At 67.8% G+C, this 17,507-nt stretch carries 14 protein-coding genes; 5 read left to right on the plus strand and 9 right to left on the minus strand.

Annotated features, from left to right (window positions below; all coding sequences use genetic code 11):
- Positions 1 to 32: 32 nt before the first annotated feature.
- From ACZLIF_RS16515 to gap, 3 genes are all read right to left on the minus strand, one after another.
- Positions 33 to 1,406 (minus strand): DUF3999 domain-containing protein, encoded by a 1,374-nt coding sequence (locus ACZLIF_RS16515; RefSeq protein WP_128988471.1) that lies wholly within the window; start codon positions 1,404 to 1,406, stop codon positions 33 to 35.
- Positions 1,403 to 4,057, minus strand: coding sequence for a DUF2339 domain-containing protein (locus ACZLIF_RS16520; protein WP_128988473.1), 2,655 nt, complete (start codon positions 4,055 to 4,057; stop codon positions 1,403 to 1,405). The genes ACZLIF_RS16515 and ACZLIF_RS16520 overlap by 4 nt, the downstream gene beginning before the upstream one ends.
- Positions 4,058 to 4,184: 127 nt before the next feature.
- A complete protein-coding gene (gap, locus tag ACZLIF_RS16525; RefSeq protein ID WP_128988475.1) occupies positions 4,185 to 5,189 on the minus strand; it encodes a type I glyceraldehyde-3-phosphate dehydrogenase in 1,005 nt (334 codons plus the stop codon).
- A gap of 192 nt (positions 5,190 to 5,381) precedes the next feature.
- Here gap and ACZLIF_RS16530 point away from each other — a divergent pair, with 192 nt between their 5' ends.
- Entirely contained in the window at positions 5,382 to 6,011 is a 630-nt protein-coding gene (locus ACZLIF_RS16530; RefSeq protein WP_053518487.1) for an OmpW/AlkL family protein, read from the plus strand.
- 97 nt (positions 6,012 to 6,108) lie between these two features.
- Here the strand turns inward: ACZLIF_RS16530 and ACZLIF_RS16535 are convergent, their stop codons facing one another.
- Positions 6,109 to 7,233: a GGDEF domain-containing protein gene (locus tag ACZLIF_RS16535; RefSeq protein WP_053518485.1), complete on the minus strand. Its 1,125-nt coding sequence runs from the start codon at positions 7,231 to 7,233 to the stop codon at positions 6,109 to 6,111.
- 114 nt (positions 7,234 to 7,347) lie between these two features.
- On the opposite strand from ACZLIF_RS16535, the gene ACZLIF_RS16540 reads away from it, so the two are divergent.
- Both ACZLIF_RS16540 and ACZLIF_RS16545 read left to right on the plus strand, forming a co-directional pair.
- Complete coding sequence (locus ACZLIF_RS16540) at positions 7,348 to 8,166, plus strand: S1/P1 nuclease (RefSeq protein ID WP_128988477.1); 819 nt, start codon at positions 7,348 to 7,350, stop codon at positions 8,164 to 8,166.
- A gap of 11 nt (positions 8,167 to 8,177) precedes the next feature.
- Positions 8,178 to 8,978 (plus strand): MBL fold metallo-hydrolase, encoded by an 801-nt coding sequence (locus ACZLIF_RS16545; RefSeq protein ID WP_053518482.1) that lies wholly within the window; start codon positions 8,178 to 8,180, stop codon positions 8,976 to 8,978.
- Positions 8,979 to 9,033: 55 nt separating this feature from the next.
- Here the strand turns inward: ACZLIF_RS16545 and ACZLIF_RS16550 are convergent, their stop codons facing one another.
- The 3 genes from ACZLIF_RS16550 to ACZLIF_RS16560 are packed head-to-tail and all read right to left on the minus strand — an operon-like array spanning position 9,034 to position 11,202.
- A complete protein-coding gene (locus tag ACZLIF_RS16550) occupies positions 9,034 to 9,594 on the minus strand; it encodes a hypothetical protein (protein ID WP_128988479.1) in 561 nt (186 codons plus the stop codon).
- The gene (locus tag ACZLIF_RS16555; RefSeq protein ID WP_128988481.1) at positions 9,591 to 10,844 is read right to left on the minus strand and encodes a M56 family metallopeptidase; all 1,254 of its coding nucleotides are present in this window, start codon (positions 10,842 to 10,844) and stop codon (positions 9,591 to 9,593) included. The genes ACZLIF_RS16550 and ACZLIF_RS16555 overlap by 4 nt, the downstream gene beginning before the upstream one ends.
- Entirely contained in the window at positions 10,837 to 11,202 is a 366-nt protein-coding gene (locus ACZLIF_RS16560; RefSeq protein WP_065181668.1) for a BlaI/MecI/CopY family transcriptional regulator, read from the minus strand. The genes ACZLIF_RS16555 and ACZLIF_RS16560 overlap by 8 nt, the downstream gene beginning before the upstream one ends.
- Before the next feature lie 121 nt (positions 11,203 to 11,323).
- On the opposite strand from ACZLIF_RS16560, the gene ACZLIF_RS16565 reads away from it, so the two are divergent.
- Positions 11,324 to 11,881: a flavin reductase family protein gene (locus ACZLIF_RS16565; RefSeq protein ID WP_128988483.1), complete on the plus strand. Its 558-nt coding sequence runs from the start codon at positions 11,324 to 11,326 to the stop codon at positions 11,879 to 11,881.
- A gap of 33 nt (positions 11,882 to 11,914) precedes the next feature.
- The gene (locus ACZLIF_RS16570; protein WP_128988485.1) at positions 11,915 to 13,867 is read left to right on the plus strand and encodes an acetyl-CoA hydrolase/transferase C-terminal domain-containing protein; all 1,953 of its coding nucleotides are present in this window, start codon (positions 11,915 to 11,917) and stop codon (positions 13,865 to 13,867) included.
- 118 nt (positions 13,868 to 13,985) lie between these two features.
- Here ACZLIF_RS16570 and tkt read toward each other — a convergent pair whose 3' ends face one another.
- Positions 13,986 to 15,983 carry a transketolase gene (tkt, locus tag ACZLIF_RS16575; RefSeq protein ID WP_128988487.1) on the minus strand — a complete coding sequence of 666 codons (1,998 nt, stop codon included), beginning with the start codon at positions 15,981 to 15,983 and terminating at the stop codon, positions 13,986 to 13,988.
- A gap of 202 nt (positions 15,984 to 16,185) precedes the next feature.
- Entirely contained in the window at positions 16,186 to 17,505 is a 1,320-nt protein-coding gene (locus ACZLIF_RS16580) for a dicarboxylate/amino acid:cation symporter (protein ID WP_128988489.1), read from the minus strand.
- Positions 17,506 to 17,507 lie beyond the last annotated feature (2 nt).

Genomic DNA, 17,507 nt, shown 5'->3' on the forward strand with positions numbered 1-17,507 from the left:
CCGCTCCATGCGCGGCCGGGATTGGTCGGGATCTACGCCGAAGGCGAAGGCTTCTGCCTGAGCAGGCTGACCGCCAGACCGCCCACGACCAGGACCCCCACGCCCAGCAGCGCCCACAGCAGCCAGGCTTTCCAGTCCCGCTGCGGTTCCAGCGCTGCGTCTCCGGCCAGCGGCTCGGGGCGGCCCTCCAGGCGTGCCAGCGTCGGCTGCCAGGCCGGATCGTTGCGCTGGCGAAGTTCCTCGATCAGCACCCCGATCGGCGCCTCCGCGCGGCGCGCCGTCGCGCTCCCCACCGCCAGTGCATAGGGCGCTGCGCCCTGGCTCAGGAACACCATCACTTCCGGCTGGTAGCCCAGGCGCAGGGTGGGGGCGCCGGCGATCTCCGCCGGGCTTGCCACCAGCTTCCAGTAGCGGTCGCGGTGCACATCGCCCAGCACCTGCGCCGCCGACTGCTGACGCGAGCCCTGCGTTCCCTGCTGCAGCTGATAGGCGATCCACGGTGCACTGCGTCGTTGCCACTCCGCGCCTTCATCGTCGCGGCTGAACAGCGTCCACTGCACCAGGCTGTTGTCGGTACTGGCGACATCGGCGCGCGCGATCGGGAAACGGCCGTCCAGTTCAAATGTGTATTCGCCCTTGCCCTGCGCTATCGGCGTCAGTGACAGCCATTCCCAAGGCAACGTCGCCGGTGCCGGCGGAAGCTCGGCGAGCACGCCATGCAGGGCAGGCAGTCGCGCGTCGCCCTGCGGCAGCACGCGCAGATAGCGCGCATTGCCGTCAACCTGCAGGCGTCGCTGCAGCAACCGTTTGCCGGCGCGCTGCAGGTCCACCAGCGGAATGTCCCGACCGATGGAGCGCCAATGCTGCAGGTCATCGCTGGCATCAAGCTGCACCTGCGCCTGCAGCGGCTGGCCACTGTCGGCCCAATCCAGCACCAGCGCCGCCAGCGGCTGCTGGCCGAGCACGCTGGCATCGATCAGCCAGCCGCCCTGCCCGTTCACCGTTCCGGCGCCGACACGCGCTTCGACCCGGCGCACACGGCCGTCGGTATCGCGCTCGGTCAGCAACTGCAGGTCGTTGCGTTGCGCATCGGCCAGCGGCGGCAGTGCGAACCAGGGCAGCTCGCGCTGCACCGGCGGCTGTGCCAGCGGCGCGTCGGGTGCCAGCAACGCCGACGGCAGGGCCTGTCCGGCCGCGTTGAACACCTGCAGGTCACCCAGGTCTGCTGCGCCTGCACGGCGGTAGATCGCCGGTTCCAGCACCACCCGATAGGCGCCGGACTGCGCACTGGACAGCGTCAGCGGCCACTGCTCGGCGTACTGCGTGCGGTAGTCGGACGCGTGTACGGCCATGGTGGCGAACAGGCCCAGCATCGCCGGCACCACCATCCTGCTCCACATTCTCATTGGTTTTCCTCCACGGATGGCACCGCGCCCGGTGGCGCCGGTGCCAGATAGCCGACGACCGTACACAGCAGGCCATAGGCGATGAACGATGCGATCCCGAGCAGGTTGCCCAGGTGCTGGCGATCGATGAGGACCAGCTTGGCCAGGACCACGCCCATCAGCACCGCACCGACCATCCACAACACACGTTGGCCACGACGCGAGCCCCATACCCAGGCGATCACGCCGAGCACGCTCCACAGCACGGTCAGGCTGGTCTGGGCCAAGCTGTAGCGCGCCATCGACGTACTCCAGGCCAGCCCCCCCCAGTGGTGCACGCCATGCAGGACCAGGCTGGTGAGGGCGATGAAGCCCGCCAGTGCCAGCACCGGCAGGCGCAGCCTGCGCAGCGCGGGCGGTGCCACATCGCTGTACAGCCAGCGCGCCAGCAGCAACAGGCTCAGCCACTGCCCCATCTCGGCCGGGTTCAGCACCGGCAGCCACGGCAGCGGTGCCGCAGTGCCCGGCAGCAGCTGGCCCAGCAGCCATCCGGTCGCCAGCAGCGCGAACAACACGCACTGCAGCGGCACGCGTGCGGCATCGAATGCCGGGCCCAGCGGCCAGCGCAGCCAACCCCAGCGCCACAGTGACAGGGCGGCCAGCAGCAACCAGGGCAGCGTCACCAGCAACAACGTCCAGCCCTGTGCCAGGCCAGCCTCGCCGCCTCCCCACAGGGCCAGCAGCGAAAGCAGCGATGGCCACAGCAGCCACCACAGGAACTGGGCGATGCGCGCCACCGTGTCGCCGCCCTGGCGCAGGCACAGCAACGTGCGCACCCCCAGCACGGCGAACAACGCCCATGCCAGGGCGCCGTGGCCCGCGAACGGTTGCTGGTGTGCATGGCTTTGCGCCAATGCCAATGGGAACGCCATCGCCAGCATCGCCAGTGCGGTCATCCCCAGCGCACGTGCCGGTTGCCGGCGCTGCACCTCGGCTGCCAGCCAAGCGGTCGCCGCCGCCAGCACCAGCAGTGCATCGGCCTGCGAGGCATGCGCGAGGAAACGACCGATCTCGTGCACCCAGCCGCCGAGCCACCACAGCAGGCCCCACAGGTAGTAGACCAGGGCGATCTCATGACGTGCCCGGCGCTGGTAGCTCCAGGCCGACGCCAACCCCGCCACGGCCAGCAGCAGCGCACCGATCGCGGTGGGATTGAGCAGCAGACGCGCGTCCTCGTGCCAGTGGTTGCCACCTGCCACGAAGGCGAATGCCGCCGCCATCTGCAGCAGCGCAGCGGACACCTGTGGCAGCCAGCGCCTCTGGCGCAGACCGAGCCAGGCCAGCCCGGCACCTTCCAGCGCGAACACCGCACCGGTGGCACGGGCGGACAAGGCCAGCGGCACGGCCAGCGTGGCGAAACCCACCGCCAGCACCGCGTGCGACTGCGCCAGCACCGTATACGAGGCCCGGGCGATCAAGGCACGCGCCAGCACCGCGTAGATCACCGCCAGGCCCAGCGCGCACAGTGCCAGTGTCATCGGCTGTTCGTGCAGCATCGCCGCTTGCAGCGAGAAGGCGATCAACGGCGTGCCGAACACCAGGCTGCCATCGACCAGATCGCGGCGACCGGCAGGCTGCCTGCGCGCGTACAGCAGGGGAATCAGCAGATAGAAGGCGAAGAACAGCAGCAGGAACGGTTCGGTGCTGGAGAACTTCTCGGCCCTGTACTGAAGCACGCCCCAGAACGTGCCGATACCGAAGGTGAACGCGAAGCCCAGCAGGTTCAGCGCGCGCCACGGACGGAACCAGGCGATGGCGAAGATGCCGGCGTTGAGCACTGCGTAGTAGCTGAAGAGGCCGACATGGTTGCCACTGCCGGTCGACAGCCACAGCGGGGCCATGAAGCCCGCCAGGATGCCCAGCACCGCCAGGGTGCGCGAGTTCTGCAGCACTGCCAGCACGCACAGGCCGGCGACCAGCGCGATCGAACTGGCGAACGCAAATCCCGGCGCAAGCAGTTCAAAACGCTTGAATGCCGCGAAGATGGTCAGCAGCAGCACACCGATGGCGCCGCCCTGCAGGGCCAGCGCGAACAGACGCCGGCGTTCGCGCTGATGCCAGCCGAAGGCCAGCAGGCCCAGCGCACCAGCGGTGCCGGCCGCCAGCCGGAGTTCGACCGGGAGCACCAGCCAGCCCTGGTCACTGACGTACTTCAGCAGCGCGGCAACACCGGCCAGCAGCACCAGCATGCCGATCTTGACCGGCACGTTGCCCTCGGTGAACCAGCGTTTAACTGAGCCGATGCCTCGCTCGAAGAAGCCCGGCCCGGCCGGCTCGACCGGTGGCGCGGGCGGGGGCGGCGTGGCCGGCAGCGGTGGTGGAGGCGGCGTATGCCGCGGCGGCGCCGGCACGGAGGATTCCGGCGCATGGGCCGCCACGGGAGAAGGTGCTGCCGCAGCCCGCGGTCGCTCCATGGCGGGCGCGTCCGTTGCCGGAACGGGGGCGGGCCCGGGCGGTGGCGCGGCAGCGCGCGGCGATTGCGAAACATCGGCCAGTGCGCTCTCCAGCGCGGTGACCCGGCGCCGCAGGCCGGCGATCATCACCAGCGCGACCACCAGCAGCAGCGGAATCGCCAGCAGTATCAATACGACCAGGGCTATCAGTGCTTCCATTGCGTGCCTTCCCATGCGATCCCGCGCCCCTGCGGCGGCGGTCGGACCGCCCCATGCTACGACAGGGCCGGCCCCTCAAACGACGAACCCCGGCCAGGCCGGGGTTCGTGCGCGATCTTCGCCGGCCTTACTTGGCGGCGACGACCCTGGCCATTTCCAGGCACTTGTTGGAGTAGCCCCACTCGTTGTCGTACCACGACACGAGCTTGACGAAGGTACCGTCCAGGGCAATGCCGGCTTCGGCATCGAACACCGAGGTGTGGGTCTCACCGCGGAAGTCGGTGGCCACGACCTTGTCTTCGGTGTAGCCGAGGATGCCCTTCAGCGCACCTTCGCTCTGTGCCTTCACTTCGGCGCAGATCTCGGCGTAGGTAGCTTCCTTTTCCAGCTCGACGGTCAGGTCGACCACCGACACGTCCGAGGTCGGCACGCGGAAGCTCATGCCGGTGAGCTTCTTGTTCAGTTCCGGAATGACCACGCCGACCGCCTTGGCCGCACCGGTGGAGGACGGAATGATGTTCTCCAGGATGCCGCGGCCGCCGCGCCAGTCCTTGTTGGACGGGCCGTCAACGGTCTTCTGGGTAGCCGTGGCGGCGTGCACGGTGGTCATCAGGCCACGCTTGATGCCCCACTTGTCATTGATGACCTTGGCCAGCGGGGCCAGGCAGTTGGTGGTGCACGAGGCGTTGGAGATGATCGCCTGGCCGGCGTAGGTCTTGTCGTTCACGCCGAACACGAACATCGGCGTATCGTCCTTGGACGGGGCGGACAGGATGACCTTCTTGGCGCCGGCATCGATGTGCTTCTGCGCGGTTTCCTTGGTCAGGAACAGACCGGTGGACTCGATGACCACTTCCACGCCCACTTCGTCCCACTTCAGGTTGGCCGGATCGCGTTCCTGGGTCAGGCGGATCTTCCTGCCGTTGACCAGCAGATCGTTGCCCTGCACCGACACGTCAGCCTTGAAGCGACCGTGCACGGAGTCGTACTTGAGCATGTAGGCCAGGTAATCCGGCTCCAGCAGATCGTTGATGGCCACGATTTCGATGTCGTCGCCGAAGTTCAGCACCGCCGAGCGCAGGACGTTACGCCCGATGCGACCGAAACCGTTGATACCAACCTTGATTGCCATTTCTCAAGCTCCTGCAGCCGCGACGGGTGCGGCGGGGTGGATAGGGCCCACAAGTCTAGCAGGCCCGGCCTGGCCACCGCCGGCCAGACCGGGCCGGTGGCGGGCGGGCTGGCCGGATTTGATCCGGATCAAAGCGTTAGCGCGGCGTGAGGCCGAGACTGGCCCCATCCACCCCGCAACGAGAACACCCCCATGCGCAAGACCTCTCCCCTGATCGTGGCCAGCCTGGCCGCCGCCCTGTCCCTCGCCGCCGCCCCGGCGATGGCCCAGTCCAAGGGCGACTGGACCCTTTCGGCCGGCGTGCACCAGGTGGCACCGAAGTCGAACAACGGCTGGCTGGCCGGTGGCACGCTGAAGGTCGACGTCGACAACGACGTCAAGCCGACCATCACCGGCGAGTACTTCATCGCTGACAACCTGGGCATCGAAGTGCTGGCGGCACTGCCGTTCAAGCACGACATCAACATCAACGGCCTCGGCCGTGTCGGCAGCACCAAGCAACTGCCCCCGGTAGTGACCGTGCAGTACCACTTCAACAGCAAGGGCAAGGTGTCGCCGTTCATCGGTGCGGGCGTGAACTACACGACCTTCTTCAGCGAAGACACCACGGGCGCGCTCAAGGACAGCCGGCTGAAGCTGCAGGACTCCTGGGGTCTGGCCGCACACGCCGGCGTGGACTTCGCGATCGGCGAGAAGGGCGCGCTGCGCGTGGACATGCGCTGGATCGACATCGACAGCAAGGTGAAGCTGGACGGCCAGAAGATCGGTACGGTCAACATCGATCCGCTGGTCTACGGCGCCTCCTACGTCTTCAAGTTCTGAGCGCTGCCTCCGGCGTGGCGGGCCTGCCCCGCCCTCCGGCCAACCGCTGAACCCTCCGCAGCATGTTGCCCCGGTGATCGCCGGGGCTTTTTTCGGCTTACCCATCCGTGGCCACCTCGACCCGGTTGCGCCCGGACGCCTTGGCCCGATACAGCGCGGCATCCGCACGCGCCAGTGCCTGCTCCAGCGAATCGGCGCCATCGTCATGCCACCGCGCCACACCAATACTGACGCTCACCACCGGCGCGGCGTCCGAATCGGCATGGGCGATCGCCAGCGCCTGGACCTGCTGGCGCATCCGCTCGAACGGCGCGGTTTCCGGCTCGCCTGGCGACCACTGCCCCAGCGCCACGAACTCCTCACCGCCGTACCGCGCCACCACCGAGTCAGCGCCGCGAAGCTGCGCGGCCAGCGTCACCGCCACCGCATGCAGGACCGCATCGCCCGCCGGGTGACCATGATGGTCGTTGTAGCGCTTGAAGTAGTCGATGTCGATCATCGCGATGCGCAAGGCGCCACGCGCGTGCGGCCGGCGGAGATAACGCTGGAAGATCTGGTTGGCACGTCGGTCAAATGCGCGCCGGTTGAGCAATCCGGTCAATCCGTCGTGGTTGGCCAGTGCGTCCAGCCGCTGCTCGGCGCGCCAGGTTGCACGCGCCTGCCTTTCCAGGATGTAACTGCCGAAGATGCCAGCCAGGTTGCTGGCCAGCACGAACGTCACGCTCTGCAGCATCTGCGCCCAGTGCCGGCCGACCTGCAGCTCCGCCAGCACGAACGCCGATGCGATCAGGGTTCCGGTCAGCGTGGCGACGCCGAAGCGCAGGCCACACAGGAAGTAGTTCAGCAGCAGGAACAGGCTGACGCCTTCATAGGGATAATCCACGCCGGCGCGATGCGCCGTCCAGATCATCGTCACCAGCGCCAGCCCGCTGATCAGCACAGCACCGCCCCCCAGCCATTGCAGATGGCGGCGGAACGCCGGGACGAAGGTGAGTGCTACCGCCACCAGCAGTACCGGCAGCAGCAGCCCGAGCCGCCAGCGCAGCACCTGTGCATGCACATCCGGCGGAAGCCAGAAATGGTCCAGCACGGCAAAGCCGATTGAAAAGATGCCGGCAACGGCACAGGCCCAGCGCATCCGCCAGACCACCTGTTCATCGAACGCGCGGGCAAAGCCGTCGTCCGCATGTATTGCCGTGATGCGCCGGTCCGTGATGCTCATCGCGATGTCCCCGCCCGTGGCCGCGCCACCGTAACGGTCCGCGCATCAAGGGCGCGTGGCGAGCGGCCATGCTGGATCAAACGCGTCCGGCCGCCGCCCCGCTAGAATGCCGGCATGAAAGCCCTGCATTCCCTGTTCCTCGCCGCCGCGATCGCGCCGGCTCTGCTGTCCGCCTCCGCCCCTGCCCATGCCTGGGGCGCGCAAGGTCATCGCCTTGTCGCTGAGGTAGCGGATTCCCGCCTCTCGCCCGCTGCACGCGCCGAAGTCGACCGCCTGCTGGCCACCGAACCCGGTGCCACCCTCGCCAGCGTGGCGCCCTGGGCCGACCAGCTGCGTGCCAAGGACCCGGGCCTCGGCCGCCGTTCCGCCGGCTGGCATTACGTCAACATCGCCGAAGACGGCTGCCACTACGAAGCGCCCAGGCACTGCACCAACGGCAACTGCATCGTCGAAGCGCTGAAGGCGCAGAGCGCGATCCTCGGCGATCGCAGCCTGACCGACGGCGAGAGGCTGCAGGCCCTGAAGTTCGTGGTGCATCTGGTCGGCGACATCCACCAGCCAATGCATGCCGGCTACGGTCACGACAAGGGCGGCAACGACTTCCAGCTGCAGTACGGCAACCGCGGCACCAACCTCCATTCGCTGTGGGACAGCGGCATGCTCAACACCCGCAAGCTGGACGACAACGGCTATCTGCCGGTGCTGCGGTCGCTGCCGGCGCCGAAACTGGCGCGCCAGTCCAATCCGCAGCGCGATCCGCAGGCGTGGGCTGAAGCCAGCTGCCGCATTTCGATGCAAGCCGGCGTTTATCCAGCCTCGCGTAAGATCGGCGATGAATACACCGTGCGCTACCGCCCGGTGGCGGAAGCGCAGCTGCGGCTGGCCGGCGAGAATCTGGCGCAGCTGCTGAACCGCGTGCTCGCCGCACGCTGAGGAGGTTGCCGATGCCGGTCCAGGTCCAGTCGTTCTTCCATCGTGACAGCAATACCTTCAGCTACCTGGTCAGCGACCCGGCCAGCGGTGAGGCTGCGCTGATCGATCCGGTCCTGGACTACGACCCGGACACCGATGCCAGCAGCGAGTCGCCGGTCCAGCCGGCACTGCACGCGATCGAGCAGCAGGGGCTGCGGCTGAGGTGGCTGCTGGAGACCCACGCCCACGCCGACCATGTGTCGGCCGGGCGGCGGCTCAAGCAGCGTTTCCCTCACGCCACGCTGGCCATCGGTGAAGGCATCCGCGCCGTGCAGGCGACCTTTGCGCCGCGGTTCGGCCTGCAGCTTCCTGCCGCAGACGACATCTTCGACCACCTGTTCGCCGACGGCGAGACCTTCACGCTGGGCGAAGTGCGCGGCCAGGTCATCGCCGTGCCCGGCCACACCAGCGACAGCATCGCCTACCTGATCGGCGACGCACTGTTTACGGGCGATTCGCTGTTCATGCCCGACGGCGGTACCGCCCGCTGCGATTTCCCCGGCGGCGATGCGGCGCAGCTGTACCGCTCGATCCAGCGCCTGCTGGCGCTGCCCGAGTCCACCCGCGTGTTCGTCTGCCACGACTATGGCCCGGGCGGCCGCGACATCGCCAACGAGACCACCATCGGCGAGCAGCGCGCGCGCAACATCCACGTGCATGACGGCGTGGCCGAAGCCGACTTCGTCAGCGTGCGCCAGGCCCGCGACGCCACGCTGGCCGAGCCGGCGCTGATGCAACCGGCGGTGAAGGCCAACATCCAGGGCGGCGCCTGATCGACGCCGCTGTACTGGCCGGGCATGGCCCGGCGCTACCCGGCATCACGCGCGATCATTTTCCCTGCGTACGGACCGTCTGCCGGCCCTTCACGATCTCGAAGGTGAAGGCGTACAGCAGGCTGACCGGCACCGGCTCGATGCGCTCGGCGCTCCCGCAGTCGCCGCGGTCGGATGGGACCTTGCCGACCGGGTAGTGGCAGACCGCGGCAGCGCTGTACTTCCACATCGCCACCGCCTCCTGCGCCGCCTGCAGCAGCGGCGCGTTCTCCGCTGCAGCGCCGGCGGCGCACTCGGGGCGGTCGGTCAGCGGCAGGCTGCGCTCGACCATGCCTTCCGCATCGACCACCACCTGCAGGCAGATGGTGGTGGGCGCCAGTTCGGTACGCGGATCGCGGTCGCCCACCTTCGGATCAGGCGCCGCATACAGCTGCGGCATCCGATAGCCTTCGCCCGCTGCCAGCGCATAGGCCTGCACCTGACCGCTGCCGCCCGCCGCTGTGGGCTGCAACCGCTGATGGCCGACACTCTCGCTGCGGGTGTCAACCGTGCCCAGTCGCTCCTGGGTGGCACAGCCGGCCAGCAGCGTGGCCAACAGCAGCGCGGCCTGCCTCACCGCGCGCGCTCCGCTTCCCTCTCGTCCTCACTCATGGAGAACGTCAGTGGAATCCGCACGGCGGAAGCCACCGGACGCCCATCCTTCAGGGCCGGCCGGAAGGTCCAGCCCTTGGCGGCCGTGACCGACACCGAATCGAACACACCGGGATTGGTGGCACTGAGCACCTGTACGTCGGTCGGCCTGCCCTCTGCGTCGATCTCGACCTTCAAGGTGACGACGCCGGTCAGGCCCTGCTGGAACGCAGACTCCGGATACTTCGGCGGTGCCATCCTCTCGACCTGTGCAGAACGCTGCAGGCCGGCCACAGCGGCATCGGCCTGCGCGTACTCGGCGGGCTCGACGCCGATCGACGACACGCCGGCCATCCCGAGCTGGCTTGCCCACGCCACCGTGGCCAGGCCCGCGCACACCCCGACCACCAGCACCTGCCCGGACACCCACGGCAATGCCTTCCGCTTGGACTGCTTCAACATGGCGATTCGCTCCTTCAACACGGGTTGGCTGCGCCAGTGACACACTGCCGGCGCAACCGGGTGAACCAGCTGCGCCTTCAGCAGCGTGCTGGCGTAAAGTCCGCGCAGCGCAGGCTGCGTGGCAATGGTGCGGGCATCGCAGGCCAGTTCCTGGTCGCGCAGGAACCTGCGTGTTGCCCACGGCAGCAACGGATGGAACCAGAACGCTGCGCGTGCCAGCAGCAACGCGCCGTTCGCCCAGTGATCGCCATTGCGGCGATGGCTGCGTTCATGTGCCAGGATCAACCCCTGCTCGCGTGCATCGAACTGCTGGTCGAAATCGGGGCCGACCACGATGCGCGGCCGCCACAGGCCGACCAGGGCCGGCAGACCGGGATCGGCACTGGCCTGCCAGCTGCCGTCGGCACGCGCCTGCAGACGGCCCAGGACACGTTCGAAGCGCTGCTGCGCACGCAGGCCGCGCAGCAGACTGATCGCCACGCCAAGCATCCAGGCCAGCAGCAACCATTGCGGCCAGCGCATGACCTGGGTGGGCTCGCCCTCCGGCGCGACAGGCATCACGTTCAGGGGCAGGGTCGGCACATGCTGCAGCAGGGGCAGCGCAGGCAACGGCAGCAACAGGCCTGCCAGCAGCAGGGGCAACAACCACCAGCTGCGATAGGCCAGCGAGGGCCCTCCCAGCCGCAGCAGCAGCGGCCGCATCGCCGCCAGCAGGATCACCGCCAGCGCCAGCCACACGCTGGCCCGCCACACGCTGTCGAGCACCTCACTCATGGTCCAGCTCCTGGATCAGCTTCTTCAGTTCGGCGATGTCCTGCGCGCTGAGCTGGCCGCGCTCACTGAAATGGGCAACCAGTGGCGCCACCCGTCCTTCGAACACTCTGCCCAGAAAGTCCTGGCTCTGCGCCGCGACCCAAGCCTCGCGCTGCAGCAGCGGCCGATACAGATAGCGGCGGCCTTCGCGTTCGGCAGCGATCGCGCCCTTGGTCAGCAGGCGGTTGAGCAGCGTCTTGATGGTCGGTTCGGCCCAGTCCCGGTGGGCCAGTGCGGCAACCACCTCATCGGCACCGCGGGGCGCCTGCTGCCACAGCACTTCCATCACGACCGCCTCGGCTTCACTGATCGGATTCATTGTTTACGTCCGTAATCGACAATTCGATTACGCACGTAATCAAAACCGCTGTCAAGCCCTGCATCGACCTGCACTTCATGCGCCCTGGCCCAGCATCGGCCGTCCCGGCCCCGGAGTGCGCATGAAACCGCTACCCAAGAAGGATTTCCCCGTCGAACAGGCCCGCCGCTTCCTCGAACCCGGCCCGATCGTGCTGGTCAGCACCGCATGGCGCGGCCAGCGCAACCTGATGACGATGGGCTGGCACATGGTGATGGGCTTCTCGCCATCACTGGTGGCGACCTATCTGTGGAACGAGAACCACAGCTTCGCGCTGGCGCGGGGCAGCGGCGAGTGCGCGATCAATGTACCGGGCGTGGAGCTGCTCGATACCGTAGTGGACATCGGCAACTGCAGCGGGCGGGAGGTCGACAAGTTCGCGCACTTCGGCCTGGATGCCCTGCCCGCCCGCGAGGTCGGCGCGCCGCTGGTCGGCCAGTGCCATTCGTGCTTCGAGTGCCGCCTGTACGACGACAGCCAGATCGAGACCAGCAACCTTTTCATCTGGGAGATCGTGCGTGCCCACGTCGCGCCACGGCCGAAACTGCCGCGCACCGTGCACTACCGCGGCGATGGCCGCTTCATGGTGGCCGGTGCGGAAGTCTCGCGTCGACGGCGGTTCAAGCCCGACATGCTGTAATGCCGGAACTCCCCTTACGCAGGACTGCCCCGGATGACCGAACACCTCACCGACCTGGACGCCGCCGTCGATTGGCTGTTCGCGCGCGTGGAAGGGCCGCTGCGGATCGGAGCACCGCTGGCGCTGGGCAAGCCACACCGGTTGCTCAATGCACTGTATGCACGGGTCGAGAACGATCCCTCGCACCCCCTCCAGCTCTACACTGCCCTGTCGTTGAATCCGCCGAAGGTGCGGGGCAGCGGCCTGGAGGCCCGCTTCCTGGGCCCCTTCGCGCAGCGCCATTTCGGCGAGGATTTCCCCCGCCTGGCCTATGCCGACGCGATCGCCCGTGACGCACTGCCCGCCCATGTGCAGGTGGAGGAGTTCTACATGCAGTCCGGCGCCCTGCTCGGTTCCCGGCAGGCGCAGTCCAGCTACACCAGCCTCAACTACACCCATGCCGCTGATGCAGTGGCCCAGCGCGCGCCGCAGGTGATCGTGCAGAAGGTGGCGATGCGCCCGGACGATCGCCGCCTCTCGTTGTCCTGCAACAACGACATCACCCAGGACACGCTCGATGCAATCGCCGCACGCGGCCTGCCGCGTCCGCTGATGGTGGCCGAGATCGATCCGCAGCTGCCTTATCTGGGCGGCACCGCCACGGTCGATGTGTCCTTCTTCGACCTGGTCATCACCCCGCCGCCGCCGTATCCGGCGCTGTTCGGCCTGCCGCGGCAGCCGGTCGCCGACGCCGACTATGCGATCGGCCTGTATGCCAGCACCCTGGTGCGCGATGGCGGCACGCTGCAGATCGGCATCGGCACGCTGGCCGATGCACTCAGCCATGCACTGGTGCTGCGGCATACCGACAACGCGCGCTACCGGCGCGTGCTGCACGCGCTGGATCCGCAGCTTGCGCGGCATCCGCTGGTGCAGGAAATCGGCGGCCTGGAGCCGTTCGAGATCGGCCTGTACGGCTGCAGCGAGATGCTCAACGAGGGCTTCCGGCGGCTGGTCCAGACCGGCGTGATCAAGCGCAAGGTGCACGACGACCTGGCGCTGATGCAGCGCATCGAGAACGGCAGCACGCTGTCCATCGACCATGCCACGCTGGCCGCCGAAGGCGAATACCTGCATGGCGCGTTCTACCTGGGCTCGCCGGAGTTCTACCAGTGGCTGCGCGAGCTGCCGGCGGATGAACGCCGCGCCATCGGCATGCGCCGCATCAGTGAGATCAACCAGCTTTACGGCGGCAACGAGACGCTGGAGCGCCTGCAGCGCCGCCATGCACGCTTCTTCAATTCCTGCATGATGGCCACTGCGCTGGGCGCGGCGGTCTCCGATGCCCTGGACGATGGCCGCGTGGTGTCCGGCGTCGGCGGCCAGTACAACTTCGTGGCAATGGCCCATGCCCTGCCGGAAGCACGCAGCGTGCTGATGTTCCGCGCCGCGCGCGATGACAAGGGCCAGCGCGAATCGAACGTGCGCTGGAACTATGGCCACACCACCATTCCCCGCCATCTGCGTGATATCTACCTGGACGAGTACGGCATCGCCGACCTGCGCGGGTTGACCGACGAGGACTGCGTGCAGGCGATGATGGCGATCACCGAGGCGCCGTTCCAGCAGGGCCTGCTGCAGCAGGCACAGGCCGCACGCAAGCTGCTGGCCGCACCGCAGCCCGATCCGCAGCGGCTGCAGCGCAATACACCGCAGGCCCTGGCCGCAGCGTTGGCACCCTTCCGTTCCGACGGCACCCTGCCCGACTACCCGCTGGGCAGCGACTTCAATGAGATCGAGCAGGTACTGGTCAAGGCGCTGGGTTGGTTGAAGGCCAACACGCAGACCCGCGGCGACAAGCTGCGTACCGTCTGGGCAGCGCTGCGGCAACCGGCCGGCGATGGCGATGCGGTGTACCTGCAGCGCATGGGCCTGCAGTCACCGAAGGACTTCAACGAGCGGCTGGACGCGCGCCTGCTGCGGCTGGCGCTGGCACGCACGGCCTGAAGCCGGTAGCGCCGGGCCACGCCCGGCGAGCAGCCGATCCGCCGGGCATGGCCCGGCGCCAGCCCAAAAGGAAAGGCCGGCTTGCGCCGGCCTTTCCTGCATCACATCGCGATGCTGCTTACAGCGCCTTGGCGGCGTCCACCACGAGCGCGGCGGTGATGCCGAAGTGCTTGTACAGCTGATCGGCCGGGGCCGAGGCACCGAAGGTGTCGATACCGATCACCGCACCGTCCAGGCCGACGAACTGGCGCCAGAAACCAGTGACGCCGGCTTCCACCGCCACGCGCTTGCGCACGGCGTTCGGCAGCACCGATTCACGATATGCCGCATCCTGGCGCAGGAACACATCGGTGGACGGCATCGAGACCACGCGGGTCTTGAGGCCGGCCGCGTCCAGCTGGGCTTTCGCTTCCGTGGCCAGCGAGACTTCCGAACCGGTGGCGATCAGGATCACGTCCGGGGTACCGGCGGCGTCGGCCAGCACGTAGCCGCCACGCTCGATCTGCGCGATCTGCTCAGCGCTCCGTGGCTGGTGCGGCAGGTTCTGACGGCTGAACACCAGGCAGCTAGGGCCGTCCTGGCGGGTGATCGCCGCCTTCCAGCTCACCGCCGACTCGACGGCATCGCACGGGCGCCACACGTCGTTGTTCGGGATGTAGCGCAGCGAGGCCAGATGCTCCACCGGCTGGTGGGTCGGACCGTCTTCGCCCAGGCCGATCGAATCGTGGGTGTAGACGTGGATGGCATGGGCCGGGATCAGCGCGCTCATGCGAACGCCGTTGCGGGCGTAATCGCTGAACACCAGGAAGGTGGCATCGAACGGAATGAAGCCGCCATGCAGCGCCAGGCCGTTGGCGATCGCGGTCATGCCGAACTCGCGCACGCCGTAGTACACGTAGTTGGCGTTGGCGTCGTCGCTGGCGACCGAGGTGCTGCCCTTCCACAGGGTCAGGTTGGAGTGCGCCAGGTCGGCCGAGCCGCCGACGATTTCCGGCAGCAGCGGCGCGAAGGCCTCGATGGCCAGCTGCGAGGCCTTGCGCGAGGCGATCGTCGGGCCTTCAGCCGCGACCTTGGCGATGTACGCGTCGGCCTGGGCAACGAAGTCGGCCGGCAGTTCGCCGTGCGAACGACGGGTCAGTTCAGCGGCTTCGGCCGGATACTGGGCCGCATACTTGTCGAACAGCTGTTCCCATTCGGCCTGGCGCAGGGTGCCGGCACCGTTGGCGCGCCAGCCATCGTAGATGGCCTGCGGGATTTCAAACGGGCCGTACTCCCAGCCCAGCTGCTTGCGGGTGGCTTCCAGCTCGTCCTTGCCCAGCGGGGCACCGTGGCTGGATTCCTTGCCGGCCTTGTTCGGCGAACCAAAGCCGATCGTGGTGCGGCAGCAGATCAGGGTCGGCTTGTCGCTCTGCGACAGCGCGGCCTCGATGCCGGCCTTGATGCTCTCCGGGTCGTGACCATCGACATCGCGGACCACGTTCCAGCCATAGGCCTCGAAACGCTCCGGCGTGTTGTCGGTGAACCAGCCTTCGACGTTGCCATCGATGGAGATGTGGTTGTTGTCCCAGAAGCAGACCAGCTTGTGCAGGCCCCAGGTGCCGGCCAGCGAAGCGGCTTCATGCGAGACGCCTTCCATCAGGCAGCCATCGCCCATGAACACCCAGGTGCGATGGTCGACGACTTCCAGTTCCGGACGGTTGAAGCGCTGCGCCAGCAGCTTCTCGGCCAGGGCGAAGCCCACGGCATTGGCGAAACCCTGGCCCAGCGGGCCGGTGGTGGTTTCCACGCCGGGGGTTTCATGGCGCTCCGGGTGACCGGCGGTGTGGCTGCCAAGCTGGCGGAACAGCTTGAGCTGCTCGATCGGCAGGTCGTAACCGCTCAGGTGCAGCAGCGCGTACTGCAGCATCGAGCCGTGGCCGTTGGACAGCACGAAACGGTCGCGGTTGAACCAGTGCGGATTGCTCGGGTTGTGGCGAAGGTAGTCGTTCCAGAGCACTTCGGCAATGTCGGCCATGCCCATGGGCATGCCGGGGTGGCCGGACTTTGCGGTTTCAACCGCATCGGCGGCAAGGAAGCGGATGGCGTTGGCCAACTGGCGACGGGTAGGCTGCGTCATGGTTCTGTCGGAATCGGGAGGCGGCCGCGGACGTGCGGGCGGCCTATTGTCCCATAGTCACCGGGTGGGGGTCAGTTCCACTTGCCCGGTCGTGCGGGCGCTGGCCGGCAACGTCGTGATCTCCGCCGGATTCCGCATGTGAAAAGGGGTCGGAGCCCTTTCCGTGCGGAAAGGAATCCGACCCCGATCAGGTCGCCAGGACTCAGTCGCGGTCGGGAACCAGCGCCGGGCCGTCGTGGCCCTCGCCCTTGGCCACCAGGGTGGTCAGCGCCAGATCGCCGGTCACGTTCAGCGCCGTGCGGCACATGTCCAGGAAATGGTTCACGCCCAGGATCAGGCCGATCCCCAGCGGGTTGACCCCCACCATGGCGCAGATCATCGCCACCACCGGCAGCGAACCCGACGGCACGCCCGCGGTACCGATGCCCCCCAGGATGCACACCGCCATCACCATGATCTGCTGGCCGATGCTCAGGTCCACGCCGAAGAACTGGGCCAGGAAGATCACCGTCACGCCCTCGAACAGCGCCGTGCCGTTCTGGTTGGCGGTGGCGCCCACGGTCAGCACGAAGCGGGACACGCGCTGCGGCAGGCCCATCTGGTCGGCCACGCGCAGCGCGGTCGGCAGGGTGGCGTTGCTGGAGGCGGTGGAGAAGGCCATCACCGTCGCTTCCTGGGTATCGCGGAAGAACGACAGCGGCGAACGGCCCGACAGCCACACGGCGGCGCCGTAGGTCACCACCATGTGCAGGCCCAGTGCCAGCACCACCACGCCCACGTAGGCGCCCAGGCGGATGATCAGCTCGAAACCGAACAGCGCGGCCAGGTTGAACATGAAGCAGGCCACCGCATACGGTGCCAGGCGGATGACCAGGTTGATCAGGGTCATCGAGATTTCGAACACGCCTTCGATAGCGCGGCGCAGCGGGGCGACCTTCTCGTCATCGGTCAGCACCATGCCGATGCCGAACATCAGCGCGAAGAACATCAGCGAGAGGATCGCGCCGTTGTCGGAGGCCGCCTGCAGCACGTTGCTCGGCACGATCGACAGCAGCATGTCCATGCCCTTCGGCGTGCCATGGATGCCGGCGACGATCTCCTTGCTGCGTTCGGCGTTCTCCGAGAGCATCAGCGCGGCGGTCTGCGGATCGACGCCGACGCCGGGCTTGAGCAGGTTGACCAGCACCAGGCCGATGGCCACGGCGATGCCGGACAGCAGCACGGTATAGGCCAGCGTCTTCCAGCCGATGCGGCCGAGGGCGCGGATGTCGCCCATCTCCGACACGCCCATGATCAGCGCCGAGAAGATCAACGGCACGATCAGCATGAAGATCAGGTTGAGGAACAGCCCCGATGCAGGCGTGGTGATGTAGTCCATGACCCACTTGGCACCGCTCTGCAGACCATCGACGCTGCCACCCAGGGCGTGCACGGTCAGTCCCAGGATCAGGCCGATCGCGAAGCCGATGCCCATCTTCCAGTGCAGGGGCAACGTCTTCTTGCCGGCGGCAGCTGCTGTCATAC

The sequence above is a fragment of the Stenotrophomonas sp. 2201_Sma genome (assembly GCF_056486685.1).